The sequence below is a fragment of the Mesorhizobium sp. M0698 genome (assembly GCF_040320455.1).
Taxonomy (GTDB): Bacteria; Pseudomonadota; Alphaproteobacteria; order Rhizobiales; family Rhizobiaceae; genus Mesorhizobium.
Genome location: NZ_JAMYPQ010000012.1, coordinates 29,220 through 54,312 on the forward strand (window position 1 = coordinate 29,220; position 25,093 = coordinate 54,312).

The 25,093-nt window shown below is 63.3% G+C and carries 27 protein-coding genes and 2 pseudogenes; 16 read left to right on the plus strand and 13 right to left on the minus strand.

Annotated features, from left to right (window positions below):
* Positions 1–104: 104 nt before the first annotated feature.
* From NKI16_RS22090 to NKI16_RS22100, 3 genes are all read left to right on the plus strand, one after another.
* Positions 105–1,064, plus strand: coding sequence for a TAXI family TRAP transporter solute-binding subunit (locus tag NKI16_RS22090; protein WP_023678990.1), 960 nt, complete (start codon positions 105–107; stop codon positions 1,062–1,064).
* Between the two features lie 161 nt (positions 1,065–1,225).
* Positions 1,226–3,322 (plus strand): TRAP transporter permease, encoded by a 2,097-nt coding sequence (locus NKI16_RS22095; RefSeq protein ID WP_352782620.1) that lies wholly within the window; start codon positions 1,226–1,228, stop codon positions 3,320–3,322.
* Entirely contained in the window at positions 3,319–3,702 is a 384-nt protein-coding gene (locus NKI16_RS22100; protein WP_352451865.1) for a DUF1850 domain-containing protein, read from the plus strand. The genes NKI16_RS22095 and NKI16_RS22100 overlap by 4 nt, the downstream gene beginning before the upstream one ends.
* Here the strand turns inward: NKI16_RS22100 and NKI16_RS22105 are convergent.
* From NKI16_RS22105 to NKI16_RS22120, 4 genes are all read right to left on the minus strand, one after another.
* Positions 3,591–4,139, minus strand: coding sequence for a DUF4166 domain-containing protein (locus tag NKI16_RS22105; RefSeq protein ID WP_352782618.1), 549 nt, complete (start codon positions 4,137–4,139; stop codon positions 3,591–3,593). The genes NKI16_RS22100 and NKI16_RS22105 overlap by 112 nt on opposite strands.
* Positions 4,067–5,341, minus strand: coding sequence for a saccharopine dehydrogenase family protein (locus NKI16_RS22110; protein WP_352636225.1), 1,275 nt, complete (start codon positions 5,339–5,341; stop codon positions 4,067–4,069). The genes NKI16_RS22105 and NKI16_RS22110 overlap by 73 nt, the downstream gene beginning before the upstream one ends.
* A gap of 50 nt (positions 5,342–5,391) precedes the next feature.
* Positions 5,392–5,772 (minus strand): thiol-disulfide oxidoreductase DCC family protein, encoded by a 381-nt coding sequence (locus tag NKI16_RS22115; RefSeq protein WP_352782640.1) that lies wholly within the window; start codon positions 5,770–5,772, stop codon positions 5,392–5,394.
* A gap of 257 nt (positions 5,773–6,029) precedes the next feature.
* Positions 6,030–6,176: a hypothetical protein gene (locus NKI16_RS22120; RefSeq protein WP_023678994.1), complete on the minus strand. Its 147-nt coding sequence runs from the start codon at positions 6,174–6,176 to the stop codon at positions 6,030–6,032.
* 407 nt (positions 6,177–6,583) lie between these two features.
* Between NKI16_RS22120 and NKI16_RS22125 the strand changes: the two genes are divergently transcribed.
* From NKI16_RS22125 to ligD, 3 genes are all read left to right on the plus strand, one after another.
* Positions 6,584–7,090, plus strand: coding sequence for a YciE/YciF ferroxidase family protein (locus NKI16_RS22125; RefSeq protein WP_352451918.1), 507 nt, complete (start codon positions 6,584–6,586; stop codon positions 7,088–7,090).
* A 136-nt stretch (positions 7,091–7,226) separates the two neighbouring features.
* Complete coding sequence (gene ku / locus NKI16_RS22130) at positions 7,227–8,078, plus strand: non-homologous end joining protein Ku (protein ID WP_352702127.1); 852 nt, start codon at positions 7,227–7,229, stop codon at positions 8,076–8,078.
* A 9-nt stretch (positions 8,079–8,087) separates the two neighbouring features.
* A complete protein-coding gene (gene ligD / locus NKI16_RS22135; protein ID WP_352636229.1) occupies positions 8,088–10,589 on the plus strand; it encodes a DNA ligase D in 2,502 nt (833 codons plus the stop codon).
* 111 nt (positions 10,590–10,700) lie between these two features.
* Here ligD and NKI16_RS22140 read toward each other — a convergent pair whose 3' ends face one another.
* On the minus strand, positions 10,701–11,375 hold the full coding sequence (locus NKI16_RS22140; protein ID WP_352571583.1) for an ArsR/SmtB family transcription factor: 675 nt from the start codon (positions 11,373–11,375) through the stop codon (positions 10,701–10,703).
* A 69-nt stretch (positions 11,376–11,444) separates the two neighbouring features.
* Here NKI16_RS22140 and NKI16_RS22145 point away from each other — a divergent pair, with 69 nt between their 5' ends.
* From NKI16_RS22145 to NKI16_RS22155, 3 genes are all read left to right on the plus strand, one after another.
* Positions 11,445–11,660 carry a DUF1127 domain-containing protein gene (locus NKI16_RS22145; RefSeq protein ID WP_352571582.1) on the plus strand — a complete coding sequence of 72 codons (216 nt, stop codon included), beginning with the start codon at positions 11,445–11,447 and terminating at the stop codon, positions 11,658–11,660.
* 97 nt (positions 11,661–11,757) lie between these two features.
* The gene (locus tag NKI16_RS22150; protein ID WP_352571581.1) at positions 11,758–12,090 is read left to right on the plus strand and encodes an NIPSNAP family protein; all 333 of its coding nucleotides are present in this window, start codon (positions 11,758–11,760) and stop codon (positions 12,088–12,090) included.
* Positions 12,087–12,431: an antibiotic biosynthesis monooxygenase family protein gene (locus NKI16_RS22155; protein WP_023679001.1), complete on the plus strand. Its 345-nt coding sequence runs from the start codon at positions 12,087–12,089 to the stop codon at positions 12,429–12,431. The genes NKI16_RS22150 and NKI16_RS22155 overlap by 4 nt, the downstream gene beginning before the upstream one ends.
* A 6-nt stretch (positions 12,432–12,437) precedes the next feature.
* On the opposite strand, the gene mbfA is transcribed toward NKI16_RS22155, so the two are convergent.
* Positions 12,438–13,421 (minus strand): iron exporter MbfA, encoded by a 984-nt coding sequence (mbfA, locus tag NKI16_RS22160; RefSeq protein WP_352451856.1) that lies wholly within the window; start codon positions 13,419–13,421, stop codon positions 12,438–12,440.
* A 181-nt stretch (positions 13,422–13,602) separates the two neighbouring features.
* Between mbfA and NKI16_RS22165 the strand changes: the two genes are divergently transcribed.
* The 3 genes from NKI16_RS22165 (at position 13,603) to NKI16_RS22175 (ending at position 15,850) form a co-directional block, all read left to right on the plus strand.
* Positions 13,603–13,920, plus strand: a complete 318-nt coding sequence (locus NKI16_RS22165) for a hypothetical protein (RefSeq protein ID WP_023679003.1) — start codon at positions 13,603–13,605, stop codon at positions 13,918–13,920.
* Between the two features lie 206 nt (positions 13,921–14,126).
* A complete protein-coding gene (locus tag NKI16_RS22170) occupies positions 14,127–15,104 on the plus strand; it encodes a threonine ammonia-lyase (RefSeq protein WP_352571579.1) in 978 nt (325 codons plus the stop codon).
* A 92-nt stretch (positions 15,105–15,196) separates the two neighbouring features.
* Entirely contained in the window at positions 15,197–15,850 is a 654-nt protein-coding gene (locus tag NKI16_RS22175) for a glutathione S-transferase family protein (protein WP_352571578.1), read from the plus strand.
* A 36-nt stretch (positions 15,851–15,886) separates the two neighbouring features.
* On the opposite strand, the gene NKI16_RS22180 is transcribed toward NKI16_RS22175, so the two are convergent.
* Genes NKI16_RS22180 through NKI16_RS22195 form a run of 4 tightly spaced genes read right to left on the minus strand, consistent with a single transcriptional unit; the run spans position 15,887 to position 19,615 of the window.
* Positions 15,887–17,023 carry an ABC transporter permease gene (locus tag NKI16_RS22180; protein ID WP_023679006.1) on the minus strand — a complete coding sequence of 379 codons (1,137 nt, stop codon included), beginning with the start codon at positions 17,021–17,023 and terminating at the stop codon, positions 15,887–15,889.
* 8 nt (positions 17,024–17,031) lie between these two features.
* Positions 17,032–17,952 carry an ABC transporter ATP-binding protein gene (locus NKI16_RS22185; RefSeq protein WP_023679007.1) on the minus strand — a complete coding sequence of 307 codons (921 nt, stop codon included), beginning with the start codon at positions 17,950–17,952 and terminating at the stop codon, positions 17,032–17,034.
* Positions 17,949–18,902 (minus strand): HlyD family secretion protein, encoded by a 954-nt coding sequence (locus NKI16_RS22190; protein WP_352782614.1) that lies wholly within the window; start codon positions 18,900–18,902, stop codon positions 17,949–17,951. The genes NKI16_RS22185 and NKI16_RS22190 overlap by 4 nt, the downstream gene beginning before the upstream one ends.
* The gene (locus NKI16_RS22195) at positions 18,899–19,615 is read right to left on the minus strand and encodes a CerR family C-terminal domain-containing protein (protein WP_352782639.1); all 717 of its coding nucleotides are present in this window, start codon (positions 19,613–19,615) and stop codon (positions 18,899–18,901) included. The genes NKI16_RS22190 and NKI16_RS22195 overlap by 4 nt, the downstream gene beginning before the upstream one ends.
* A gap of 88 nt (positions 19,616–19,703) precedes the next feature.
* Here NKI16_RS22195 and NKI16_RS22200 point away from each other — a divergent pair, with 88 nt between their 5' ends.
* The 3 genes and pseudogenes from NKI16_RS22200 to NKI16_RS22210 all read left to right on the plus strand — a co-directional run bounded on the left by NKI16_RS22200 (position 19,704) and on the right by NKI16_RS22210 (position 21,959).
* Positions 19,704–20,177, plus strand: coding sequence for a CYTH domain-containing protein (locus NKI16_RS22200; protein WP_352782613.1), 474 nt, complete (start codon positions 19,704–19,706; stop codon positions 20,175–20,177).
* Positions 20,174–21,121, plus strand: a complete 948-nt coding sequence (locus tag NKI16_RS22205) for a CHAD domain-containing protein (RefSeq protein ID WP_352782611.1) — start codon at positions 20,174–20,176, stop codon at positions 21,119–21,121. The genes NKI16_RS22200 and NKI16_RS22205 overlap by 4 nt, the downstream gene beginning before the upstream one ends.
* 41 nt (positions 21,122–21,162) lie before the next feature.
* Positions 21,163–21,959 (plus strand): annotated as a pseudogene (locus NKI16_RS22210) (C40 family peptidase).
* A gap of 126 nt (positions 21,960–22,085) precedes the next feature.
* Here NKI16_RS22210 and NKI16_RS22215 read toward each other — a convergent pair.
* A complete protein-coding gene (locus tag NKI16_RS22215) occupies positions 22,086–22,889 on the minus strand; it encodes a helix-turn-helix domain-containing protein (RefSeq protein ID WP_352782609.1) in 804 nt (267 codons plus the stop codon).
* A gap of 115 nt (positions 22,890–23,004) precedes the next feature.
* Between NKI16_RS22215 and NKI16_RS22220 the strand changes: the two genes are divergently transcribed.
* The gene (locus NKI16_RS22220; protein WP_352782608.1) at positions 23,005–23,865 is read left to right on the plus strand and encodes an SMP-30/gluconolactonase/LRE family protein; all 861 of its coding nucleotides are present in this window, start codon (positions 23,005–23,007) and stop codon (positions 23,863–23,865) included.
* A 36-nt stretch (positions 23,866–23,901) separates the two neighbouring features.
* Here the strand turns inward: NKI16_RS22220 and NKI16_RS22225 are convergent.
* Positions 23,902–24,126 (minus strand): annotated as a pseudogene (locus NKI16_RS22225) (sodium-independent anion transporter); the annotation flags it as partial.
* Positions 24,127–24,385: 259 nt separating this feature from the next.
* Complete coding sequence (locus NKI16_RS22230) at positions 24,386–25,087, minus strand: phosphatase PAP2 family protein (RefSeq protein ID WP_352571569.1); 702 nt, start codon at positions 25,085–25,087, stop codon at positions 24,386–24,388.
* Between the last annotated feature and the right edge of the window lie 6 nt (positions 25,088–25,093).

Below are 25,093 nucleotides of genomic sequence, written 5' to 3' on the forward strand. Positions count from 1 at the left end.
AATCACTGCTATTGCGGGTTGGCATTTCCCGCCCGCCGTCTAAACTTGCCTCGCTTCGCGCCGCAGAGGACGGCACGGCGGCGAATTTTCAGGGAGGAAATCGCATGCTCAATTTCAGGACGAAATTTATTGCGGCCGGTGTGCTGGCGCTGTCGCTTGGCCTTGGCGCGGTATCGGTCAAGGCGCAGGAATTCATCAACGTGCTGACCGGCGGCACGTCGGGCGTCTACTATCCGCTCGGCGTCGCGCTGTCGGAAATCTATGGCAAGGGCATCGAAGGCGCGCGCACCCAGGTACAGGCGACGAAGGCGTCGGTCGAAAATCTCAATCTCTTGCAACAGGGCAAGGGCGAGATTGCTTTCGCGCTGGGCGATTCCGTAAAGCTGGCCGCTGAAGGCAATACCGAAGCCGGCTTCCCAGGCAAGCTCGACAAGCTGCGCGGCATTGCCGCCATCTATCCCAACTACATCCAGATCGTCGCCAGCAAGGAATCCGGCATCAAGACGCTTGCCGACCTCAAGGGCAAGAGCCTGTCGGTCGGCGCGCCGGCCTCGGGCACCGAGCTCAACGCCCGCACGATATTCGCTGCAGCCGGGCTGAAATACGAAGACCTCGGGCGGATCGAATATCTGCCCTTCGCCGAATCGGTGGAGCTGATCAAGAACCGCCAACTTGACGCCACGCTGCAATCGGCTGGCCTTGGGGTCGCGTCGATCCGTGACCTCGCCACCTCGGTGCCGGTCAACATCGTTGCCGTGCCGGCGGAGGACGTCGCCAAGATCGGCTCGCCCTATCTTTCCGTGGTCATCCCCAAGGGCACCTACGAGGGCCAGACCGAGGATGTTGCGACCGCCGCCGTCGGCAATTTCCTGATCACCAGCGCCGATGTCTCCGACGAGACCGCCTACCAGATGACGAAACTGCTGTTCGAGCATCTCGACCAGCTCACCGCTGCCCACGCAGCCGCCAAGGCGATCGACCCGGCCAAGGCACTCGACGGCATGCCGGTGCCGCTGCATCCGGGCGCCGAGAGGTATTACAAGGAAAAGGGATTGGTGAAGTAAGGAGCCATCCCTCCCCTTTTAGGAGAAGGTGAACGGCTGCCGAAGGCGAATGGACGGGTAGGGTCGGTTGAGGCCGCGCACTGCCGCACCGACCCCACCCGCCTCGCTTCGCTCGGCACCCTCCCCTCGAGGAGGGGACCGCCCCGCCAGGAACCCCGCTAATGACCGTAACCCCGACCGTTCTTTCCCCCACAGCGGAAGCTCCTGTCGAAGGATTGCCGCCTGGCTTCGGCGAAGGCATCGCCGGCAAGGCGGCTTTTTTTATCGCCATCGCCTTCTCTATCTTCCAAATCTACATCGCCGCCTATGGCAGCCTGCCGAGCCAGGTCATACGCGCCATGCATGTCGGCTTCCTGCTGCTGCTCGGCTTTGCCCTAATCGCCAATCTGCGCGCCAAAAGCGTCCCGGCGAAAGCAGTGTTCTGGACGCTCGGCCTGCTTGGTTTCGCCACCGGTCTGTACAATTGGGTGTTCTATGCCGACCTCATCCGCCGCTCCGGCTTTCTCACCACGCCTGACCTGATCGTCGGCGCGGTGCTGGTCGTGCTGGTCTTCGAGGCGGCGCGGCGGTTAATGGGGCTGCCGCTCGCCGTCATTGCCTTCATCTTTCTCGCCTACGCATTTGCCGGCAATCATCTGCCGCCGCCGTTCATCCATCGCGGCTATGATTTCGCCCAGCTCGTCGACACCTTCGCCTATGGCACCGAAGGCATCTACGGCACGCCGATCTATGTCTCGGCCGCCTACATCTTCATCTTCGTCGTCTTCGCCGCCTTTCTTGAGCGCGCCGGCATGATCGCGCTGTTCAACGATTTTGCGCTTGGCCTGGTCGGCTCATGGCGCGGCGGCCCGGCGCAAGTCTGCGTGCTGTCCTCGGCGCTGATGGGCACCATTTCCGGCTCCGGCGTCGCCAATGTGGTGGCCAGCGGCCAGTTCACCATCCCGCTGATGAAGCGCTTCGGTTTCCGCTCGGCTTTCGCCGGCGCCGTCGAGGCGACCTCGTCGATGGGCGGCCAGATCATGCCGCCGGTGATGGGAGCGGTCGCCTTTATCATGGCCGAGACCCTGAACATCCCCTATGCCGCGGTGGTCAAGGCGGCGATCATTCCGGCGCTGCTCTATTTCGGCGCCTGTTTCTGGCAGGTGCACCTGGAAGCCGGCAAGGCCGGCCTGCACGGCATGGCCAAGGCCGACCTGCCCAATCCGTGGAATGCGGTGAGACAACATTGGCCGCTGGTACTGCCTCTCGCAGCACTGATCTACCTGCTGTTTGCCGGCTACACACCGGTGTTCGCCGGCACCATGGGCCTGGCGTTGACCATTGTGCTTATCCTCGGCACGCCGCTGGCAGCATCGATCGGGCCGCTCGCCTTCCGCATCGTCTTCTGGCTGGCGCTCGGGCTTGCCGCGGCTTCCTTCATGAAATTCGGCGTCAACATCCTCAGCCTGGTCATCGCTGTGCTGGTCGCCGCCTGCCTCACCTTCAAGGGCGGGCGCGAGACGCTGCGCATATGCGTGGATTCCCTTGCCGAAGGAGCAAAGAACGCGCTGCCGGTCGGCATTGCCTGCGCCATTGTCGGCATCGTCATCGGCACGTTGACGCTTACCGGCATCGCCTCGACCTTCATCGGCTGGATCATCTCGATCGGCGAGAACAATCTGTTCCTGTCGCTGCTTTTGACCATGCTCACCTGCCTGGTGCTCGGCATGGGCATACCGACCATTCCCAACTACATCATCACTTCGTCGCTGGCCGGGCCAGCGCTGCTGTCGCTCGGCGTGCCGTTGGTGGTCAGCCATATGTTCGTCTTCTATTTCGGCATCATGGCCGATCTCACCCCGCCTGTGGCGCTGGCCGCCTTCGCCGCCGCACCCATGGCCAAGGAAAGCGGCCTCAAGATCGGCATCCAGGCCACCAAGCTTGCCATTGCCGGCTTCGTTGTGCCGTTCATGGCGGTCTATACCCCGGCGCTGATGCTGCAGGACCCCGGCCCGATCGCCGCCCAGTTCGGCTATCCCGTCGAGGTCGCCTATATCGTCATCAAAGCCTGCATGGGTATCGTCCTGTGGGGCGCCGCGGCCGTCGGATTTCTCGCCCGGCGCATGGCCTGGTGGGAACGCCTCGTCGCCTTCGCCGCCGGCGTGCTGCTGGTTGCGGCGCTGCCGCTCACCGACGAGGCGGGCTGGGCGCTGTCCCTTGCCTGGATCGGCTGGCACTGCTGGCGCGCGCGGCAGGCTTCGCTGGCTAATTCAGCATGAGTCTCTGCATCGTCGCGGCCGGCAAGACGGTGACGCTCGCGGTCGCTGCCTTCACGCTCTCCTGGGTGCATTCGGTGGAGAAGACCCAGTGGCAGGAAGACTGGAAGGTGCTGCCGTCCGGCCTGCAGCTCGTCGAGGCCCGCATCAAGGGATCGGGCGCCGGGATGGAGCCGCCGCAAGGCTCGGTGCTGAGAAACGGCTGGTGGGTCTATGCGCCCAAGGTCGGGCCACAGCGGCGCCTCGCGCTCGCCGCCTCGGGCGCCACGGGTCAGGGCTGGACGCTGTGCACGGCGCAGGACTGTCGCGAACTGGCCAAGCTGGCAGGCGGCACGATCTCGCTGGAGCCGTGCGGGCCGGAGGGCTCCAGCCAGCCGCGGTAGCGGGCGATCATGCCGGCAAGCGGATGCGAGATCTCGACATGGAAGCGGAAGCGGCCATCCTTCACCGTTTCGTAGGAAGTCGAGCGTGGACCGAGCCACATCGGAAGCGGCAGGCCAAAAAAACTCCAGCGGCGCAAGACCAGCGCCAGCCGGCCGTCTTCGGCAACCAGCGCCATCGCGAAGGTCAGCGGGCCGAAGCGTTCGCACAGCAAGCGCTGCGATCGACCCCGGCCTGCGGACTGTAGGCTCGAAAAACTGTGCTTGCCGAATGTCCGGGTCCAGGTCTCGCCGTCCTTGTCGGTGTCGAAGCGGACATGAACCGGGATGTCCTCGCTTGCCCCGGGGAAGCCGACCGTCCAGGCCATTAGCCGGCCAAGAACATTGCGCCCGCGTTCGACGCGCGCGCGGCCTGCGGCCGTGATCGTACGGTCATGCATTGACCGAATTGCCTCGGGAAGGCCTTGCCAGGCGGCACCGAGCAGCTCGGCATAAAGCGGCTTGTCCTCGTCCGCCGCCCCGTTCCTGAAGCCGGTGTAGATTGTCCGCCCGGCGAACAGGGCTTCATAATCCCGGAGCTCCAAATCGCGCACCCCCGCCGTGCGCCCGGCGCGGGCTGATGTCCGGCCAGCGCTTTGCGGGCCAGTGCTTCGACCGCCATCGACGGGATCAGCGGCCCGTCATTGCCCTCGGCCAAGAGATGCCACGAGCGCTTGACGATGGCGCCCGCCCGGTCCGATCCCTCCACCTCGACGAACATGCCGCCGCGATGCTCGCCCCAGCGCAGCCGGTTCGTTGCCTGATGCATCAGCGGCGCCAGTGACGAAAGCGAACCGATCAATCCGGCGCGCACCAGCCAGGCGAGGCCGATCAGGGCGCGGTGCAGCACCTCGGGTACCGGCCCGGCTCCCATCCAGATGGTCCTCGCCTCCGGCCAAAGCGCGGCCAAGGCGCGCAGGTCCGGAACGTCGACCAGAGAAAACAGCGCGTTTCGAAGCGGCAGCCGGCCCGGCGGCGCGATAGTGTAGCGCAGCTGCTCGGTAAACGGACGGCCTTGTTCGGGACGGCCATTGCGAACAAGCCGCACCGGCCGACCGGCATAACCGGCGATAGCCCGGATGACGTTCCCGCCGACGCCGGCAAAGGGCGAAGGCGCGATGCCGCCGCGAATGCCGTCGACCCGCGTCAGGTCCGAAGACAGGCGACGCACCACCGCCGCCGTCAGCACCGGAAAGCTCGAGACGCCGGACAGCACGAAGACGCCGGCGTTTCGCGCCGCCTCGTCGAACGCAGAGACACCGGCGACGAAATCCGAGCCGTCGGCTAGATCGAGATAGTTGATGCGCCGGGCGATGCAGGCCTCGATCAGGCGATAGCGTCCCTCGCCATAGGCCTGGAACGGACCGCTCGCGTCGACTACAATATCAGGCTCAAATGCAGCGAGTTGCGCGGCGAGATCGCCGTCACGGTCGAACAGTGCCGGCACCAGCTGGGCTGCTGTCGGGGCGCGCTTCTTGCAATACGCGTCAGCCTTGGCGAGCGAGCGCCCGGCGACAAAGAGGATCAGATGCGGCTCGCCCTCCAAAAGCTCGACGGTGCGACCGCCAAAGGTGCCATAGCCGCCGACGACAAGAACCTTCATCCGCAGTTCCCCCAAAAATGCCCCGCCCGCTCCCGGCCACGGCAACGAACCTAGCCGATCAATCTTGCCCTCACCTCGGCGGAAGGGATTTCGCAATTGTCCTTCTTGCCGAACAGGGCGTAGCGGTTCTTTGCGATGCGGTCGTAGAGCCAGTCGCGAAGCGGGCGCGGCAACAGCAGCAGGATCCGCGCCGCCCGCCACGGCCAGCCGAGTTCGGCCATGACGGCAACGAAACTGTCCAGGCGGGTGAAAGCCGCGCCATCGACGATGACGAGATTGGTCTCGTGGCGATCCGTCCGCAGCCCGTATTTCTTGAACAGCATCTCGCCGAAGGGCGACTGCGCCGTTACGAAATGAAAGCGGCCCTTGCGGTCGAGCTTCACCACCATGCGCACAAAGCCCGAGCACAACACGCAAATACCGTCGAACACGATCAACGGGCGACTTGATTCGAATTCTGGCGGCTCAGGAGAATGGTTCGGCTTGACGATCACGTGACGCCCGGCAGCTGGTGTCAGGCGACACTAGGCCTGCCGGCGGCTGGATCAAAGCCCGGAATGCTGAAGGCTTGGCGTTGTCGCACGCCGTCTTCCGGTCAGCGCAGGGCGCTCGGCGCGATAAGTCGTTGACCGATTGTCGGCGTCGGGCCGGCAGATACGGCTGTCGTGACGGTTCTCCATGCTCATCATCAGCGCACGCTGATCCCAAGCGTGTTGCCACGGCGCGCGCAGGCGGGGCCTGGGCCGCGCATATAATAGCGCTCAGGCCGATAGGTCGGCGCGACGAATTCGCGGATGGCGGCGGCATAGCCGGCGATTTGATTCCAGAAGCTCATTTTACTCGGTCCCTGTCCCGTTTCGGATGTCCCTTCCGAATTGCGGGGATCATAGCGTCCAGGCGTGAATAGTCGGTGAACGCGATGTTAATCTCTGGTCGAAAATGCCTTTGTTCATGGCTGGAATGCGGCTGATTCGCGGTGTTTCCATGCAGTCCGTCGGCATTTCGTCCAGTGTGACTTTTGCATCACATATGTTTCGCCTGAATGTCGCAGAGGCGCGGTTTTGTTTCAGGTTTTGCCGGACCGCGAAATTTCCGTGCACGCGGCCGGAAAACCAGGAACCGGCCCGTCAGCCGCACGTTGATTTCCCAGTGCCGGGACGAACCGGCTCCGCAGGCTGCGGTGCTCGGGTGGGCCGCAGCCAAAAAATCCGAAACTGCAAGAGCAATGGAAAGGCAAAGGCCATGGGTTTCTTTTCGAAGGATATCAAAACCCTCGACGACCTCTTCGTGCACACGCTGCGCGACATCTATTACGCTGAAAAACAGATCGAGAAATCGCTGCCGAAGATGATCGACAAGGCGAGTGATGCGCAGCTGAAAGCCGGCTTTGAGAAACATCTCGCTCAGACCAAGGGTCATATCCAGCGTGTCGAGCAGGTGTTCGAACTGCACGGCGTGAAGGCCAAGCAGGTCGACTGCCCGGCCATCGACGGCATTCTCGAAGAAGCCGACGACGTCAGCGGCGACATCGCCGACAAGGAGGTCCTCGACGCTGCGCTGATCGCCTCCGCCCAGGCGGTCGAGCATTATGAGATGACCCGTTACGGCACCCTGATTGCTTGGGCCAAGCAACTGGGCCGCAGCGACTGCGCCAATGTGTTGGCCAACAACCTCAAGGAGGAGCAGGCAACCGACCGCAAGCTTACCGAGATAGCGGAAAGCAAGGTCAACCTGCAAGCCGCCGAGTAGGGCAGTGAGCGAGAACAAGGCAAGGCTGGGTTGAAAGCTCGGACTTGCCTTTTGCGCCGCCGGAACCGGAACGGACTTTGCCCGTTCTCGGTTGAACGCCGTTATCGGTTGAACATTGTCGCGCAGGGAGTTTGTCATGGCGCCGCGCCCGGCCTGGAGAGGGTATCTCAAGCTTTCGCTGGTCACTTGCGCCGTCGAACTGACCAATGTCGTCACCCAGGCCGAGAAAGTCTCGTTCCGCGTGCTCAACCGCAAGACCGGCAATACCGTCAAGCGCGTCTATGTCGATTCGGCAAGCGGCAAGCCGCTCGATGAAGGCGACGAGATCAAGGGCTACGAGATCGGCGACGGCGACTTCGTCCAAATCGAGGAGGAGGAGATCGAAGCCGTGCAGATCGAATCCTCGCATACGATGAGCCTCGATGGTTTCATCGAAAAATCCTCGATCCAGCAGATCTATCTCGATGCGCCCTATTATGTGACGCCTGCGGACGAGGTCTCGGAAGAGGCCTTCGCCGTCATCCGCGACGCCATGGCCGCCAAGAAGACGGCGGGGCTAGCCCGCATTGTGCTCTATCGCCGCGAACGTCCGGTGGTCATTGAGCCGTTGGGCAAGGGTCTGCTGCTGACGACCCTGCGCTATGGCGATACGGTTCGCAGGCCCGAGATGGTGTTCGGCGACATCAAGCCGGTGAAGACCGACGCCGAGATGATCAGGCTGGCCGAACACATCGTCGATGACAAACAGGCGAAGTTCGATCCTTCCGAATTCGAGGACAAATACGAAAACGCCCTGATCGAGCTGGTCCGCGCCAAGAAGGCCGGCAAGAAGGCACCGAAGACCAAGGCGGAACCACGGCCCTCCAACGTCGTCAACCTCTTCGATGCGCTGAAGAAGAGCCTTTCGTCGGAAGCCGGTGCGCCGGCAAAGACCGGACGCCCGGCAAAAGGCGCCAAGTCCAAAGCCGCCCGGCGCAAATCTGCTTAGGATCCGCCCATGGCCAGCCTCGAGCAGTATCACGCCAAGCGCAATTTCAAGAAGACGGCCGAACCAGCCGGCAAGGTTTCGCGCGGCAAGAAAGCCGTGCCGGGTGGCATTTTCGTCATCCACAAGCATGCCGCCACCAGGCTTCACTACGACCTTCGTCTCGAGCACGGCGGCGTGCTGTGGAGCTGGGCGGTGACGCGAGGCCCGAGCCTCGACCCGCACGAAAAGCGGCTCGCCGTGCATGTCGAGGACCACCCGATCGACTATGCGCCGTTTGAAGGCACCATCCCGAAGGACCAATATGGCGGCGGCTCGGTCATTGTCTGGGATGAGGGAACTTGGGTCCCCGATGGCGACCCGGCAAAGGCGATGAAGAAAGGCCATATCAGTTTCGAACTGCATGGCCACAAATTGCATGGCGCATGGCATCTGGTGCGGCTGAAGCCGCGTCCGGGCGAAAAGCGTGACAACTGGTTGCTGATCAAATCCGACGATGCCGCCGCGCGTCCGGGCGAGGACATTTTGCAGGAGGCGCCGCAATCGGTGAAATCCGGCCTGACCATCGAGGAGGTCGGCCAAGGCAAGACCGCCGACGGCAAGAAGCCAAGCGTCTGGCAGTCCGACAGGCCGGCTACCGGCAAGAAGGCAGTCGCGGCAAGGCGGCTCGAATTCATCGAACCGGCGCTCGCAACGCTGGAGCGGGACGCGCCGCCCGGCAAGGACTGGCTGCATGAGGTGAAGTTCGACGGCTATCGCATGCAGGCGCAGCTTGCCGGCACCGAGGTGCGGCTTTTGACACGCACCGGCCTCGACTGGACCGACAAATTCGGTGGCGCGATTGTCGCCGCACTTGGCGGCCTGAAATGCACCGACGCCATCATCGACGGCGAAATCGTCGTGCTGGCGGATAACGGCGTCTCGTCATTCTCGCTGCTGCAGCAGGATCTGTCGGCGGGCCGTACGGATCGTTTCATCTACTATGTCTTCGACCTGTTGCGTCTCAACGGTGAGGATATCCGTTCCGAGCCGCTGGTCGAGCGCAAGGAAAGGCTGCGCACTTTGCTCGCCGGACAGGCCGAGGATCAGGCCGTGCGCTTCAGCGACCACTTTGCCGAGCCCGGCAAGATCATGCTGGAGCATGCTTGCCGGCTGGGGCTCGAAGGCGTCGTCTCCAAGCGTGCCGATGCGCCCTACCGCAGCGGTCGTGTTCCCTCGTGGGTGAAGTCGAAATGCACGGCGCGCCAGGAATTCGTCATCGGCGGCTATATGCCGTCGGACAAGACCGGGCGCGGCCTGCGCTCGCTGCTGGTCGGCTATTACGAGGGCGGCAAGCTGCGCTATGCCGGCCGCGTCGGCACCGGCTTCACGGCCAAAAGCACCAACGAGTTGAAGAAGAGGCTTGATGCGCTAAAGACGACGTCCTCGCCCTTCGACAGGGCGGTGCCAAGGGGCAAGGGGCTGGTCTGGGTCAAGCCCGAACTTGTCGGCGAGGTGGAGTTTCGCAGTTGGACGTCGGACCGTATAATACGCCACGCGTCGTTCCAGGGACTGCGCGAGGACAAGCCGGCGGAGGAAGTCGTGCAGGAGAAACCGAAAGCACACTCAGCGCCGGCAGAGCAGCCCAAGGCAAAGCCCGCCAAACCCGCCGGGACGGCGAAAACGTCGGTTACGCTGTCTCGCCCGGACAAGCTTCTGTGGCCGCAGGAGAAGGTATCGAAGCAGGATCTGGTCGATCATTATGAATTGGTCTGGCCGCGCATGAAGCAGTTCATCGTCAATCGGCCGCTCAGCTTGGTGCGGGCGCCGGACGGCGTCGGCGGCCCACGCTTTTTCCAGAAGCATGCCTCAGCGGGCATGAGTGAAAAAATAGCCGTGATGAAGGATCCGACGGACGGCGAGGAAATCCTGTTCATCCGCGATTTCGACGGCGTCGCGGCGCTGGTGCAACTGGGCGTCGTCGAGATCCACATCTGGGGCTCGACCACCAACGAGCTGGAAAAACCCGACCAGATCATCTTCGATCTCGATCCGGACGAGGGCGTCGACGTGAAGGCGGTGCGTGCCGCGGCGCTCGATATCCGCGGCCGGCTCGACGAACTGTCCCTGCCGAATTTCGTCAAGACCTCGGGCGGCAAGGGCTATCATGTCGTCGTGCCGCTGAAGCCGTCGGCGGATTGGGACGAGGTCAAAGGCTTCGCCCATGAGTTCGCCCGAGCGCTCGAACAGGCCGCGCCCGACCGCTACACGGCGACGCTGTCGAAGAGGGCGCGCACCGGCAAGATTTTCGTCGATTATCTGCGCAACGGCCGCGGCGCCACCACGGTTGCGCCCTATTCGTCGCGCGCCAAAAAGGGAGCCACGGTATCGATGCCGGTGACCTGGGCGGAGATCGAGGCCGGATTGCCGCCGAACGCCTTTCCGATCGGCGACAAGACGACGCTGAAGCGGCTCGGGCAAGCCGATCCCTGGGCGGATTTTTTCAAGCAGGCAAAGCCGCTCAAGCGCGGCTAGAGCAATTTCAGGAAAGTGTGAAACGGTTTTCCGTCCGGAATTGCGTCAAAACAAAAAGATAGAGTGGTTCGGCGTTCCCGTGAAACGCCGAACGCGCATCGAAGCGCGCCGTCAGGCGAGAAACGTCTTCTCGAAGGCCTGCTTGCCTACCGGTGAAAAGATCACGGCACGGCTGTCCTTCTCGCGCCGTGCCCATTTCTCGGCGAGGACCTTGTCGAGAATGGCGGCGCCCAGCGCGCCGGCAAGATGCGAACGCCTCACGCTCCAGTCGAGGCAGGCGCGGCACACCGGTCGCCGCGCTTTGGTATGGATGTCGATGCCGATCGCGGCGAAATGCGAGGCGGCCGACGGCCCAAGCTGGATCACCTCGTCGTCGCGCAGGAGCACTTGTCGAGCCACAAGACGGTCCAGCATCGCCACCGCCTGCTCGCCGGCGAGGTGATCGTAGCAGACCCGCGCCACGCGCATGGCCGCGTCGCGAGGGCCGGGTCGCACCCTCTGCGGTCCGACCGCAGCGGCAACGCCGGTGATGGCTTCGATCATTCCCGCCACCTGCGGGCCGGCGAGGCCGTAATAGCGGTGCCGCCCCTGGCTCGCCAGTGTCAGCAGCCCGCCTTCCATCAGCTTCGACAGATGCGAGCTCGCTGTCGGAAGCGACACCCCGGCTTCGAGTGCCAGTTCGCTCGCCGTCAGTGCCGTGCCGCCCATCAGTGCGGACAGCATGTTTGCCCGCGCCGGATCGCCCACCAGGCTGGCAATGCGGGCTATGTCAGGTCCTTCGCGCATAGTTCGTTCCTCATCGAAGCATCCTCGTCAGATAAAGCATTAGTCTCGATGCAAATCAAGGAGACAACGATGCCTGCAAGGACCATTCTCAGCGCCGCGCCTGCTCGCCGGCCGTTCCCGTTCATTGTCTTGCGCCGCTTGCGGCTGCGGCTCCTGAAGCGGTGGTACGACCGTCATTTGCAGCGTCTCGACCTCGCCGAGATCGACGATCATCTGCTGCGTGACCTTGGCCTGACACCCGAAGACGTCCGTCGCGAGTGCGCGAAATCCTTCTGGCAAACCTGACCGGCCAGCGAATTTGCCTAGCATATCGATCTTCGGAACGTTTCGACCCGGCTCGAACTGTGACCGCCAGAAAACATCCACCGCCAAGGAGGCGAAAATGACCATCACCTGCTTCATCCGCTACGAGATCGATCCGTTCGGCAAGGCGGCATTCGAGGAATATGCACGCAATTGGGGGCAGGCGATCCCGCGCTGCGGCGCCGATCTGATCGGCTATTTCGCGCCGCACGAAGGCTCGGCCACCACGGCTTATGCCGCCTACAACATCGACAGTCTTGCGGCCTACGAAGCCTACCGCGCCCGGCTCGCCGCCGATCCCGCCGGCAAGGCGAACTACGAGTTCGCCCGACGGGAAAAATTCATTCTGAAGGAGGACCGCATCTTCCTCAAGCTGGCCTCCGGGCCGCATGCTCCTTCGGTGAAGCCATGATCGCCGTCATCTTCGAGGTCGAGCCGGCGGCGGGCAAGCGCGATGCCTATCTCGGCATCGCCGCCGACCTGCGCCCACTGCTCGACGGCATCGACGGTTTCCTGTCGATCGAGCGCTTCCAGAGCCTTGCCGATCCGAACCGCATCCTGTCGCTGTCCTTCTGGCGCGACGAGGACGCGGTGAAGACCTGGCGCAACACGCAGGAACATCGGCAGGCGCAGAAGGCCGGGCGCGGCGGTATCTTTGCGGACTATCGTTTGCGCATCGCCCATGTCGTGCGCGATTACGGCCTGACCGAACGCGCCGAGGCGCCTCAGGACAGCCAGGCGGTAAATGGTTAAGGACTGTTAGGCATTCCCGATCAGCACCCCTGCCGCAAACACCAGCGCGCCACCCAGCACCACCTGGAAGGCGGCGCGCCAGAATGGCGTCTGCATGTAGCGGTTCTGCACGAAGGCGATCGCCCACAGCTCGAAGAAAACCACCACGGCGGCGACAATGGTCGCCGTCCAAAAAAGCGGGATTAGATAGGGCAGCGCATGGCCGAGCCCGCCCAGCGTCGTCATGACGCCGACGGTCAGCCCGCGTTTTGCCGGCGAGCCGCGGCCCGATAATTTGCCGTCGTCGGAAGCCACCTCGGTGAAACCCATCGAGATGCCAGCGCCGATCGAGGCGGCAAGCCCGACCAGAAAGGTCTGGAACGTATCATGCGTGGCAAAGGCGGCGGCAAAGATCGGCGCCAGCGTCGACACCGAGCCATCCATCAGCCCGGCCAGCCCCGGTTGGACATAGGTCAGGATGAACTGGCGCTGCTCGGCTGCCGTTTCTTCGTCCTTAACCGCGCCCGGCACATGCTTTTGCTCCAGCCGCTGCGCCAGTGTCTCGTGGCCCTGTTCTGCGATCGCCAGGTCGTCGAGCAGCTTTCGCGTCGACGCATCGCCTGTGCGTTTGGCCGCCTCGATATAGAACAGGTAGGCCTGCCGCTCCATGGCCTCGGCTTGGCTGCGCACATGATCGATGCCGAGCGGCCTCACCAGCCAGTCCGGCTTGCGTTCGTAATAGCCCTTCACATGTTCGCGCCGGATCAGCGGTATGCGCTCGCCGAAACGCTTGCGGTAAAGCTCGATCAGCGAATCGCGATGGCCGTCCTCCTCCTCCGCCATCTCCTCGAACACCTTGGCCGATTGCGGAAAGCTCTCCGCCAGCCCGTCGGCATAGGCGCGATAGATGCGCCCGTCATCCTCCTCGGAGGAGATGGCGAGCGCCAGGATCTCCTGTTCCGAGAGCGATTCAAAGGGACGGCGGCCGAAGCCGAAAACGCGGGAAAGCATGAGAAATTCACCCTAGTTTAGAATAGTTCTAAACTATGACCTCGCACGTCGCCGGTCAATCGTGTGCGCTCCACTCATGCTCAAAAGGTACAGGCTTCAAAATCCCGAACACATCGCCGTTGCTATCGGCAAACGTTCACTTATATAACCGAATCTCAACCAAGAGAAAGGAACGCCGCAGATGCCGGAAAAACAGCAGCTGTTTGATCCCAAACCGGTTCTCGACCTTATCGCTAATATTGAGGCGGATCTGCAGCGCCTGAAAGGCCTAGTCGAGCAGCAGGTCGAAAAATTCGATCCCGCCAATCCGCACAACAAGGCTCCCGACGGCAAGTTGACCGAGGAGGGCGTCGAGTGCTGCTATCGGCTGTTCGACGAGGGCAAGTCGCGCTATTCGGTCGCCCAACAGATGAAGATCTCCTTCGCCGCCGCCACCCACCGCTTCAACACCTGGCGCAAGATGGGCGGCCCCAAACGGCAAAAGACGCTGTTGGGGTGAGGAGCGGCAGGCTATGCCGGTCAATCGACAACGATTTGTCGACTGAAGCGACGAATGCATGGCAGAGGGCCGAGGAGGCGGTGGGGACAGTCACGCCCCACTCTCCTGCCTCCAAGGACGAATTGTAACGGTCACATTTTTTCATTGGTGCGCCGCCTCCCTTTCCGTGCAGCATAGGCGGTCTCATCTCTTGCAGGACCCTAGCCATGACCACCCCTCCCGGCATCGCCGATATTCACAGCGCAGCAGCGCGATTGTCCGGACTGATCGTCGAAACGCCGCTGATCGAATCGCCGGAGTTGAACAAGCGCTTCGGCGCCAGGATCCTGTTCAAGCCCGAGACGTTGCAGCGCACCGGCTCGTTCAAGTTCCGCGGTGCATACAACAAGCTCTCCTCGCTCTCGGCGGAAGAACGCGCCCGCGGCGTCGTCGCCTTCTCGTCGGGCAATCACGCGCAAGGCGTCGCCGCCGCGGCGGCGATGTTCGGCGTCAAGGCCGTAATCGCCATGCCTACCGACGCGCCGGCGATGAAGGTCGGCAATGTCAGGAAGATGGGCGCCGAAGTGATCACCTTCGACCGGGTCCGCGACGATCGCACTGCCGTCGTCCGTTCTTACGTGGAAAAGGGCATGGTCCTGGTGCCGCCCTACGACGATCCGGCCATCATCGCCGGCCAGGGCACGATCGGCCTCGAATTGATGCGCCAAGCAAGAGCGCTTGGCGTCAGCCTCGATGCGGTAGTGGTTCCCTGCGGCGGCGGCGGGTTGAGCAGCGGCATTTCGATCGCGGTCAAGGACGCCTCGCCGGGCACCGCCGTCTTGGCCGTGGAACCCGAGCATTTCGACGACACACGCCGCTCGCTGATCAAAGGCGCCAGGGTGTCGAACGCGCCCGGCCACACCTCGATCTGCGATGCCCTTCTCGTCGCCGAGCCCGGCGCGATCACTTTCGAAATCAACCGCAAGAATCTCGCCGGCGCCATCGCCGTTTCCGACAGCGCGGTGACACAGGCGATGCGCGACGCGATGGCTTGTCTGAAGCTGGTGGTCGAACCTGGCGGTTGCGTCGGCTTGGCCGCGCTGTCGTCAGGCGAAATCGACCTTGCCGGCAAATGCATTGCCGTGGTGCTCTCCGGCGGCAATGTCGATCTCAGCACCTATGCCGAGATCATTGCTGCCGGCTAGGATAGCAACCAGTTCCAGCTCATGTGCCGATTCGAGGTGCTCAAGCGTCCGTTGCACCCGGTCGAACCGGTACCCTTCAAAGACTGAGATCAATGAAACTGTTCTTCAGCCGCAATCCCAATCCTCGCCTCGCGGTCGCGGTGGCACGGTATCTCAACGCCAAGGTCGAGTTTGAATTCGCCTCTCCCTTCGCTCCGGGCCAGGCCGAGCGATTTCGGCCGCTCAATCCTAATCTTTCATTGCCCATCCTTATAGGTTCGGGAAAAAGCCTCTGGGAGGCCGACGCCATAGCCTGTCGGCTTTCGCGCGATATGCATTCGGATTTCTGGCGCGCTGGCGACGACGAGCCCGAGATGATCCGATGGCTGAGTTGGGGGAAAGAGAACTTCGCACGAGCCTGCGATGTCGTGCATTTCGAACGCGGGACCAAACAGCGCTATGGGCTCGGCCCGATAGATCAGGCGCGGGTTGAGGAGGGCCTGAGGGACTTCAGTACCGCCGCTGCAATACTTGATGCCGAGCTTTCTGAGCGCGACTGGCTGGTCGGCAATTCGGTTTCCTACGCCGACTTTCGAATGGCGACGTTTCTGCCCTTCAACGATGTCGCCCGATTGCCGCTCGATGACTATCCCTCTGTCAGTCGCTGGTATCTTCAACTCGAAGAAATCGACGCCTGGCGCGATCCCTTCGAAGGGCTCAATGCGCCTGAATTGACACCGGTCCCGGGCCAGGCCGAGTCCGTGTGAATCTCGATCATTTGCACAAGCGGATCGAGTTCGACCCTAATCCAGCGTCCGGCGGAACCGCACCAGCGCAATACCGGCGAACAGCGCCACGAACACCACCAGCCAACCGATTTCCGTTGCCACCGCCGGCAGTTCGGCGCCCTTCAGCATCACCGCGCGGATGATGCGCAGGAAGTGCGTCAGCGGCAGCACCTCGCCAAAGACCTGCGCCCAGTCCGGCATGCCGCGATAGGGGAACATGAAGCCGGACAGCATGATCGACGGCAAGAAGAAGAAGAAAGTGAGCTGCAGGGCCTGCATTTGCGTGCGGGCGATCGTCGAGATCGTGTAGCCGAGCAGCACCAGCGCCAAGACGAAGATCAGGACCGCCGTCAACAGCAGCGACATCGACCCGGTGAAGGGGATGGCAAACAGAAGCTTCGAGGCTGCCAGCACCACCAGCACCTGCACGGCGCCGACCGCCAGATAGGGCAGCACCTTGCCCAGCATGATCTCGAGCGGGCTTGACGGCATCGCCAGAAGGTTCTCCATCGTGCCGCGCTCGGTCTCGCGCGTCAGCGCGATCGAGGTCATCATCACCATCGTCATCTGCAGGATGACGCCGAGCAGGCCGGGCACGATGTTGTATTGCGAGACGGCTTCCGGATTGTAGCGCCGGTGCACCACCACCTGGAGCTGGCCCCGGGCAGCCTCGGCCGCCGTTTCCTGCATGCCGCGTGCCCTGAGCAGCGCCTGGTTGGCGACGGTGCCGAGCGTCGAGATGGCGCCGCTGGCGACGGCCGGATCGGTCGCATCCGCCTCGATCAGAATCTGCGGGCTGTCGCCGCGCTCGACCCGCCGGGCAAAATCGGCGGGAATGGTGACGACGAAGGCGACGTCGCCGCGCGCCATCAGGAATTCGGCTTCGGCGGCACTTTGCGCGACGTGGTCGAAGCGGTAATAGCCGGTGGTCTGCAGCGCCGAAACCATGGCTCGTGTGTAAGGATCGCTGCTCATCGCCACCAGCGCTGCCGGCAGGCTCTTCGGATCGTTGTTGATGGCATAGCCGAACAGCACCAGCTGCATCAACGGCACGCCGAGCATCATGGCGAAGGTGATGCGGTCGCGCCGCATCTGGATGAACTCCTTGATCAGCAGCGCGCCTAGCCTGGCGAACGAAAAGATGCTGTTTATCCCATTTTTCATCCCATGTTGTCCTTCGAACCGGACATGAACTGGATGAACACATCCTCCAGGCTGGTCTCGCCGGGCGTCACCGTAACGCCCTCGTGCTCTTTCTCGACATCGGCGAGCGCTGCCTGAAGTGCCGTCCTGTCGGAGCCGACGACATGCAGCGTCGCGCCGAACGGCGCCACCTGGTCGACGCCGGGGCGGCCATGAAGTGCGGCAGCGACCTGATCGAGCCGCGGCCCTTGCAGGACGAAGGTGGTCAGCCCGGCATTCCTCACCACGTCCTCGACCGTGCCGGTGGCCAGCATCTTGCCGTAGGAGATGTAGCTGATGCGATGGCAGCGCTCGGCCTCATCCATGTAATGGGTGGAGACCAGCACGGTCAGGCCGCCGCTCGCCAGCCGGTGGATCTCGTCCCAGAATTCGCGTCGCGCTTTCGGGTCGACGCCCGCCGTCGGTTCATCGAGCAGCAGCAGTTTCGGCTTGTGCATGATGCAGGCGGCCAGCGCCAGCCGCTGCTTCCAGCCGCCGGACAGGGTACCGGCCAACTGGTTCCTGCGCGATGTCAGGCCGAGCTCCTCAAGCGTCTTAGCCACGTGCTCGTCGAGCGGCTTCAGCCGGTACAGCCGAGCCACGAATTCGAGATTCTCGCCGATCGTCAGATCTTCGTAGAACGAGAATCTCTGCGTCATGTAGCCGACTTCGCGTTTGATCCGCAGGCTGTCGGTGCGGATGTCGAAGCCCAGAACCGTGCCTTCGCCCTCATCCGGCGTCAGCAAGCCGCACATGATGCGGATGGTCGTCGTCTTGCCCGAGCCGTTCGGCCCGAGGAAGCCGACGATCTCGCCCTCGGCCACAGCCATAGTCACATGATCGACGACGGTCTTGTCGCCAAAGCGTTTGACCAGGCCGTGCACGTCGATGACGTTCATTTTCCGATGTCCGCCAGATCGACGTCGACGATCTGCCCGGGCTGCAAGGCGCTGGCGTCGCCCTCCGGCCGCGCTTCGACCAGATAGACCAGCTTTTGCCGGGTCTCGAGCGAGTAGATCACCGGCGGCGTGAATTCCGGATCGGGCGACACATAGCTGACGCGTGCCTTCACGCCCGACCCGCAGCCGTCGCAATGGACGTTGAGCAGCGTGCCGACGTCGACCGAGGAGAACGCGCTTTCCGGCACATAGACGCTGAGCTTCACCGCGCCGTCCGGCAGTATCGAGATAACCGGTGCCGTCGGCCCGGCCGTATCGCCGGGATTGCGGATCACGTCGTTGACCCGGCCGGGCGAAGGCGCCGTCAGCACGCGCTTCGACAGCCGCCATTGCGCTTGCTCCAGCGCCGATTGCGCCTGCCTGACCTGATTGTCGGCGGCCTTGATAGTCTCGGGCCGTGCCGGCAGGCCGCCGACCGCGAGATTGGCCTCCGCCTGGCCGACCTGCGCGTTGGCCGTCTCCAGCGTCGCGGAAGCCGTGTCGTAGTCGGCCTGTGTGCCGGTGCCGCGTTTGAACAGATCGCTGGCGCGGATGTAACGGCGTTTGGCGTCGGCGGCTTGCGCCTTGGCCATGTCGACCTGCGCCTTGAGCACCGCAATCTCTTCCGGCCGCTTGCCGACCTGTAGGTCGGCAAGTTGCGCCTGGGCCTGCGCAAGGGCCGCCTCGGCTTGTGCGATGGCGATCTTGGCGTCGGCGTTTTCCAGCGTCACCACCGGCGTGCCGGGCGCGACGCGGTCGCCGCGCTTGACCGCAATCGTCTCGACCTGCGCCACCTCGATCGGCGCGAGCAGGACGTAGTCGCCCTCGACGTAGCCGACGGCGAGCGGTGCTGCCGGCGCGCAGGCGCTGAAAAGCTGGGCGGCAAGCGGCAAAGAACAGAGCAGGCTCATGATCCACGATCCTTTCGGGCAGCCAAATCGCGCCGAGCCAAAATCGCGCTGAGATTATCCGTCACCACCGCCGCGATCTTTCCGGCCTCGTCATTGCCGATCTCGCGCCAGCCCATCCGGCGCATAACCGCCTCGCGGCCGATGCGGAAATAGACGACCTGGCCAATCAGCGTGAACACAGTGAGTTTTGTGCGCTCGCTCTCGGCCGGCTCGCCCGTCGCCTGTTCCCAGATCAGGCAGAGTCGGTGATGCGCCGGTTCGAACACGCCATCATAGATACGGTCGAGCGCGGCGGTTGGATGCGACAGCTCACGCAGGACGAACTGTACAATCTCGCCAGCTTCCGGCCTTGCCGCGATGAAGGCGACCATCCGCTCCAGCGCGACGGCCAAATGTGCCCGCGCGGCCTCGGTGTCCGCCAATGCCGCGGCCGGCGCTTGCAGATTGCCGATCGCCTGGCCGGCAACGGTCTGGATGGTGTCGACGATGTAGTCGGCCGCCGCGTTGCGGAGCCCTTCCTTGCCGCCGAAATGATAGGCGATCGAGCCGATATTGGCCTTGGCCTCGGCCGCGATCTGGCGCGTTGACGTGCCGTCGAAACCCTGGCGTCCGAACAGCTTCAGCGCCGCGCGCACGAGTGCCGTCCGCGTCATATCCGCGGCGGTCTTGGGCGCCTCATAAGGAAGGCCGCTGGCGCTGGGCGATTTGATCATGGTCAACAATTTAATCAATCGAATGATTAAAGTCAAGTGCGGTCAAGCGGCTTGCCAACTCTGGCCGTGCGCGCTTTAGTGCCTGGCCATGGGCAAGGAAATCGAGCGTAAGTTCCTGGTCTCAGGTGACGAATGGCGGGCAATGGTCGAGGCGGACATTCATATCCGTCAATTCTACCTAGTCGCCGAACCCAGCCGCACGGTGCGTGTGCGCATCAGCAACGATGCGGCCGCCAAGCTGACGCTCAAGTTCGGCAGCCAGGCACGCGAGCGCGATGAATTCGAATATCCGGTACCTTTGGCGGAGGCGCAGGAGATGCAGGCCTTTGCCATCGGACATGTCATCGAGAAGACACGCCACCATGTTAGACACCGCGGCTATCGCTACGAAGTCGATGTCTTCGGCGGGACGCTTGCGGGGTTGGTGATCGCCGAGCTCGAGACGCCGGATGATGTACAGGACGAAATGCTGCCACATTGGCTCGGCCGTGAAGTCACCGGCGAGCCGAGATTTTACAACGCGTCGCTCGCCCTTAGGGGGATTCCGGAGATCGTCGCATGAGCTTTCGTATCGATCCGCGCATGTCGCTGACCGGAGAGGTCAGGCGCATCTTCGCCGAGGAGATCGGCAAGGCGCTTGTCCATCTGGACGCCGCGCGTGACAGGCCCGAGCAGGGGCTGCACAAATGCCGCAAACGGCTGAAGAACGTCCGAGCCTTGCTGCGCCTTGTCCGTTCCGGAGACGAAACATTCTGCGTGACGGAGAATCAGTGCTACCGCCAGGTGGCGGCCCTGCTTGCCGGCCCGCGCGAGGCGACCGCACTGGTGGAAACAATCGACCGGCTGGCGGCAAGCTTTCCCGAGCAAAGTGCCGGCGATGGCCTCGGTGCCGTGCGTGACAGGCTCGTCGCGCGCCAGCATGAACTGCATGGCGGAGCAGGCCTCGATGCTGCGATAGCCGCGGCGATTTCCGCTTGCGAGAAAGGTGTCGCCCGGATCGACAAGCTCGCTCTGCCCGACCAGCCGGAGCAGGCTGCCGACGTGCTCGCCGAAGGCGCGCGCACCACTTTGCGCCGCGCCAGGAAAGCGCTGGACAAGGCGGCTTCGCGCGGCGAAGCCGATGACTTTCACGATCTGCGCAAGGCGGCCAAGACGCATGGCATGCACCTGTCGCTGCTCGGCAGGCTGTGGCCGACGCCGATCAAGACGCGGCGCAAGGCCGTCGACGAATTGGGCGAGCGGCTTGGCGAGCTCCACGATGTGTTCGTCATGCGCGCGCTTCTAGATGCCGAGGACCAACCGCTCGGCCCCCCTGAGGAGACGCTGTTGCTTGCCAAGCTGCTGAAGCGCTCGGAAAAGGGGCTGAAAAAGACCTGCCTCGCCGAGGCGGCCGAGCTTTTCGGCGACAGTCCGAAGCGCTCGACGAGGAAGCTCGCCCGCAAGGTGCGCGAAGATCTCACAGCGGCACCGCAGCACGAAGACGCCGGCGCGCCTGGCGTGGGCTGATCATGGTCTAATTTGCCGCCCTGTGGTAATCGCCGTCTGGCATGACCGAGCCCGGCGACACGCTTCTGACCGACTTGGCCGCTGGCTTGCAGCCGGCTGCAGGAGGAATCGTCCGGCTACGAGTCTTACACGCCGTCGGACGCCGAAACGTTGCGCCGCACGCTCGAGCCCGGCGACATCCTGCTCATCGAAGGCAACCAGAAGATCTCGGCGGCGATCAAATACCTCACCCAGTCGACCTGGTCGCATGCCGCCTTCTATATCGGCGATGCATTACCGGAGCCTGAGGACGGATCGGAGCGGCGGCGCCTGATCGAGGTCACGCTCGGCGATGGCTGCATCGCCGTGCCGCTGTCGCGCTATCGCAGCTACAACACCCGCATCTGCCGTGCGAGTGGCCTGGCTCCGGATGACCGCGAAGCGGTCGTCGCGTTCATGATCGGCAGGCTCGGTCTCAGATACGATCTCAAGAACATATTCGACATGCTGCGCTACTTCTTGACGACGCCGCCGGTGCCGGTGTGCTGGCGCCGCCGCATGCTGGCTTTCGGTTCCGGCGACCCGACGCGCGCCATCTGCTCGTCGCTGATCGCCGAGGCGTATGGCCTGATCCGCTACCCGATCCTGCCGGAGATTACCCGGGCGCCTGGCCGTGCCTCGGCCCAGTCGAGCTATTCGCGCAGGGAAAATCCTGCACATCCGCCATCACTCGCTCTACACGCCGCGCGATTTCGACCTGTCGCCCTATTTCCGTATTGTCAAGCCGACGCTGGAATACGGCTTCGACTACCGGCAGATGGTCTGGGATGACAAGGTGGCGAACAAGACCGCCGAATAGCCGCTCGATCTTGTGTTTGAGCAGGGGACCCTCTGAGAACCGGTTTGCGGCCGATATTCAGGGGTAAGAAGCTCAGTCAGACTGGCTGCCGCCAACAGCCCGGACTCGGTCGTTCTGCATTTTGACCTAGGCCGGCAGACGTCGTCCGTTTGCGGCAGCCGCAACTCGATCGTCCGTCCGTGCGCCTGCGTCGCGCGGATGCGGCCCGATCGGCATGATCACCGGGAACGGCGTTGCACCGAACGCAAACGTCCACTTGTAGCCGACCAGTCCGTCTTCGGGCGTCGTGTGCTGGTCGTGATGAGCAAGCAATTTGGCGCGCTCCGCCAATTCCTCCGCCTCGCGCCTGACCATTTCCGCCGTTTCCGGCCGCATCCGCCTGGAGAAGCTGACGAACGTCGACTCGCGCTCAAGATGGGTGATGGCCCAGCCGATGAAATTCTTGTTGGTCGTCTCGAACAGCGGCCGCAATGGCCCCTCGAAATTCCACTGGATCGGCGCCTCGACCAGCAGCCTCGCCGACAGGCCGCGACCGAGCGCGATAAGGCCGAGTTCCTCGAGGTCGCGCAAATAGAGGAACATCGAAGCCTCGCTCAATCCTTGTGAGCGCATGATGCCTTCCGGCGTGAATTTCTCGGAAAGCATGACAAAGACGAACAGCAGTGCCGGCCGCCCGGCGAGCTTGCGCTCGATCTCCGGCGCGATCTGGTTGGCGGGTCCTGGTCCTCTGTTCATAGAGCCGAGCACGTTCTCCAACTCTACGCCGGCGGCAGTGCAGATCTCCATCAGCCGGTCGAGCTTGCAGTTGCGCTCGTGGAAGATGCGCTTCACCGTCGGCTCGGAAACACCCATCCGCTCGGCAAGGACGCGATAGGTGATGCCCTTTGCCTTAAGCGTCCGCTTCAGCGCTTCGAAGATCAGGCCGTTCATGGGATGCACCTCTTTTGCACGATTTGGTATCAGCCTTCGGTACTAGTCCTGATAGCTCTTCCCGAAAAGTATCGAAAGGCCTAGCTCTCCGCCAGTCCATTACAGGAGACTAGCCATGACGAGCCTCTTCACCTCGATACTTCTCGCCCTGGTCGGCATCGCAGCCGCGCCGGCAGTTCAGGCCGCTGAACTCTGGCGCACCGGCGGCCTCGAGCAGCCTGAATCGGCGCTGTTCGACGCCGCCGGCCAGCGCGTTGTCGTCTCGAACATCGTCGGCAATCCCGGCGAAGCCGACGGCAACGGCTATCTGTCGATCCTGTCGATGGACGGCAAGCTAGTCACGCAACACTGGACCGACGGCATGGACGCGCCCAAGGGCATGGCGATTGTCGGCGGCAAACTCTACGTCGCCGACCTCACCCATGTGCGCGTCGTCGATCTCGCAAGCGGCAAGCTAACATCGACGATCGACGTGCCGAACGCGGTCTTCCTCAACGACGTGACCGCCGACGCGTCCGGCAAGATCTATGTCACGGATATGCTTGCCGATACGATCTATCGCATCGACGGCGACCGGCCCGAACCGTTCGTCAGGGATGCGGCGCTTGCTTCGCCGAATGGCATCTTCGCCGATGGCGGCCGGCTGATCGTCGCTTCCTGGGGCAAGGGCATCAAGCCCGACTTCAGCACCGCGGAGCCGGGCGGCCTGCTCTCGGTCGATCTTGCTACCAAGGCCGTTTCGCCACTGCCCGGCGCGGAAAAGTTTGCCAACCTCGATGGCGTCGTTGCCATCGGCGGCAGCATCTACGCCACCGCGTATATGACCGGCACGCTCTACCGCTACAAAGCCGGCGGCACGCCGCAAGCGGTTGCGACGTTCAAGCCGGGCAGCGCCGACATCGGCACCGACGGCAAGTCGACAATCTTCGTGCCGCTGATGAACGACGGCGAGATCGCGGCATTGGGCCTCGACTAAGCCAGCCATCGGCTCAGGCGGCGGGCGCGGCTTTCTTCAGCTGCGCCCGCGATCCGTGATCGAGGCGGCATAAGTCACCAGCGGCTGCTTGACGCCGTGGTTGATCAGCATGCGGCGTATCTGCGGCGAAGCGCCTGATATAATGAAGCGAACGCCGGCGCGGCTCGCCTTGTGGGCCGCACCCTCGATGACATTGGCCGCCGTTGAATCGAAGAACGGCACCGCCGAACAGTCGAGGATGAAGTTCCTGCGCTGGCGCGGTCGGCGACGTCTTCCTGCGCCAAGGATTGATCGTCTGCCTCCAAACATGCAGCACTCTTTGCCAGCCGATGCGCTGTCATGCTACAAACCTCGGCATCGTTTGGCGGGACATCCACTGCGATCCCGATTTCACAGGCACGACTTCAAAAGGATGAGCGGGTGAAGATATTCAAAGCGTTGGCGACCTCGACAGCCTTGCTGTCGATGGTTTTCCTGCTGGCAGGCTGCGGTCATGGCCTGATCAATAGGCTGATTTGAGTCAGGTGCCGTCGGCCCGCCCAAGCCATCGCTGCAGGAACCGTGCCGCAAGCCAGCACAGCATCGCCCAGGCAAAGCCGGCGCACCAGCCGGCCAATACGTCGGACGGCCAGTGGACGCCGAGATAGATGCGGCTGATGCCGACCACCACCGTCGTCAGCACCGCCAGCCCGAGTACATAGATCTTCGTTGTCCGCCCGGGCAAAAACCGCGCCGCCATGCTGCCCAGCGTCAAATATGTCACCGCCGACAGCATGGCGTGGCCGCTCGGAAACGAAAGCGATGCCACATCGGCGAGATGCGAGACCAGATCAGGGCGCGGTCGGTCGATATCGAATTTCAGCACGCTTGACAGGAGCTGGCCGCCCGCTACCGCGACGAACATGAGAAGCGCCGCGCCTGGCCTGCGGATAAGGAGCAGATAGACGATCATTGCTGCCGTGATCAGCACCAGTACGCTGGCGCTGCCGAGGCTGGTGATGTCGCGCATCGCCCCTTCCAGCCACGCCGGTCCGATCGGATTGTCAGGCTGCCCGGCCTCGCGGAAGGCAAGCAGGATTTCGGTGTCGAAGGCATGCGGCGTGGTGGCCCGCGCCAGCTCCATCAGCTCCTCGAACCCCCACAGCCCGCCGGCAATGACCAGCCCGGCAAGCAGAACCGGGAACTCCAGCCAGTTGCGCAGTCTGCTTGCAATCTTCTTCATCGGCCC

Excerpts from the sequence above, each read along its gene's own strand:
- NKI16_RS22090 (WP_023678990.1), top strand. The coding sequence starts at position 105 with ATGCTCAATTTCAGGACGAAATTTATTGCGGCCGGTGTGCTGGCGCTG.
- NKI16_RS22095 (WP_352782620.1), top strand. The coding sequence starts at position 1,226 with ATGACCGTAACCCCGACCGTTCTTTCCCCCACAGCGGAAGCTCCTGTC.
- NKI16_RS22100 (WP_352451865.1), top strand. The coding sequence starts at position 3,319 with ATGAGTCTCTGCATCGTCGCGGCCGGCAAGACGGTGACGCTCGCGGTC.
- NKI16_RS22105 (WP_352782618.1), bottom strand. The coding sequence starts at position 4,139 with ATGCATGACCGTACGATCACGGCCGCAGGCCGCGCGCGCGTCGAACGC.
- NKI16_RS22110 (WP_352636225.1), bottom strand. The coding sequence starts at position 5,341 with ATGAAGGTTCTTGTCGTCGGCGGCTATGGCACCTTTGGCGGTCGCACC.
- NKI16_RS22120 (WP_023678994.1), bottom strand. The coding sequence starts at position 6,176 with ATGAGCTTCTGGAATCAAATCGCCGGCTATGCCGCCGCCATCCGCGAA.
- NKI16_RS22125 (WP_352451918.1), top strand. The coding sequence starts at position 6,584 with ATGGGTTTCTTTTCGAAGGATATCAAAACCCTCGACGACCTCTTCGTG.
- ku (WP_352702127.1), top strand. The coding sequence starts at position 7,227 with ATGGCGCCGCGCCCGGCCTGGAGAGGGTATCTCAAGCTTTCGCTGGTC.
- ligD (WP_352636229.1), top strand. The coding sequence starts at position 8,088 with ATGGCCAGCCTCGAGCAGTATCACGCCAAGCGCAATTTCAAGAAGACG.
- NKI16_RS22140 (WP_352571583.1), bottom strand. The coding sequence starts at position 11,375 with ATGCGCGAAGGACCTGACATAGCCCGCATTGCCAGCCTGGTGGGCGAT.
- NKI16_RS22145 (WP_352571582.1), top strand. The coding sequence starts at position 11,445 with ATGCCTGCAAGGACCATTCTCAGCGCCGCGCCTGCTCGCCGGCCGTTC.
- NKI16_RS22150 (WP_352571581.1), top strand. The coding sequence starts at position 11,758 with ATGACCATCACCTGCTTCATCCGCTACGAGATCGATCCGTTCGGCAAG.
- NKI16_RS22155 (WP_023679001.1), top strand. The coding sequence starts at position 12,087 with ATGATCGCCGTCATCTTCGAGGTCGAGCCGGCGGCGGGCAAGCGCGAT.
- mbfA (WP_352451856.1), bottom strand. The coding sequence starts at position 13,421 with ATGCTTTCCCGCGTTTTCGGCTTCGGCCGCCGTCCCTTTGAATCGCTC.
- NKI16_RS22165 (WP_023679003.1), top strand. The coding sequence starts at position 13,603 with ATGCCGGAAAAACAGCAGCTGTTTGATCCCAAACCGGTTCTCGACCTT.
- NKI16_RS22170 (WP_352571579.1), top strand. The coding sequence starts at position 14,127 with ATGACCACCCCTCCCGGCATCGCCGATATTCACAGCGCAGCAGCGCGA.
- NKI16_RS22175 (WP_352571578.1), top strand. The coding sequence starts at position 15,197 with ATGAAACTGTTCTTCAGCCGCAATCCCAATCCTCGCCTCGCGGTCGCG.
- NKI16_RS22185 (WP_023679007.1), bottom strand. The coding sequence starts at position 17,952 with ATGAACGTCATCGACGTGCACGGCCTGGTCAAACGCTTTGGCGACAAG.
- NKI16_RS22190 (WP_352782614.1), bottom strand. The coding sequence starts at position 18,902 with ATGAGCCTGCTCTGTTCTTTGCCGCTTGCCGCCCAGCTTTTCAGCGCC.
- NKI16_RS22195 (WP_352782639.1), bottom strand. The coding sequence starts at position 19,615 with ATGATCAAATCGCCCAGCGCCAGCGGCCTTCCTTATGAGGCGCCCAAG.
- NKI16_RS22200 (WP_352782613.1), top strand. The coding sequence starts at position 19,704 with ATGGGCAAGGAAATCGAGCGTAAGTTCCTGGTCTCAGGTGACGAATGG.
- NKI16_RS22205 (WP_352782611.1), top strand. The coding sequence starts at position 20,174 with ATGAGCTTTCGTATCGATCCGCGCATGTCGCTGACCGGAGAGGTCAGG.
- NKI16_RS22215 (WP_352782609.1), bottom strand. The coding sequence starts at position 22,889 with ATGAACGGCCTGATCTTCGAAGCGCTGAAGCGGACGCTTAAGGCAAAG.
- NKI16_RS22220 (WP_352782608.1), top strand. The coding sequence starts at position 23,005 with ATGACGAGCCTCTTCACCTCGATACTTCTCGCCCTGGTCGGCATCGCA.
- NKI16_RS22230 (WP_352571569.1), bottom strand. The coding sequence starts at position 25,087 with ATGAAGAAGATTGCAAGCAGACTGCGCAACTGGCTGGAGTTCCCGGTT.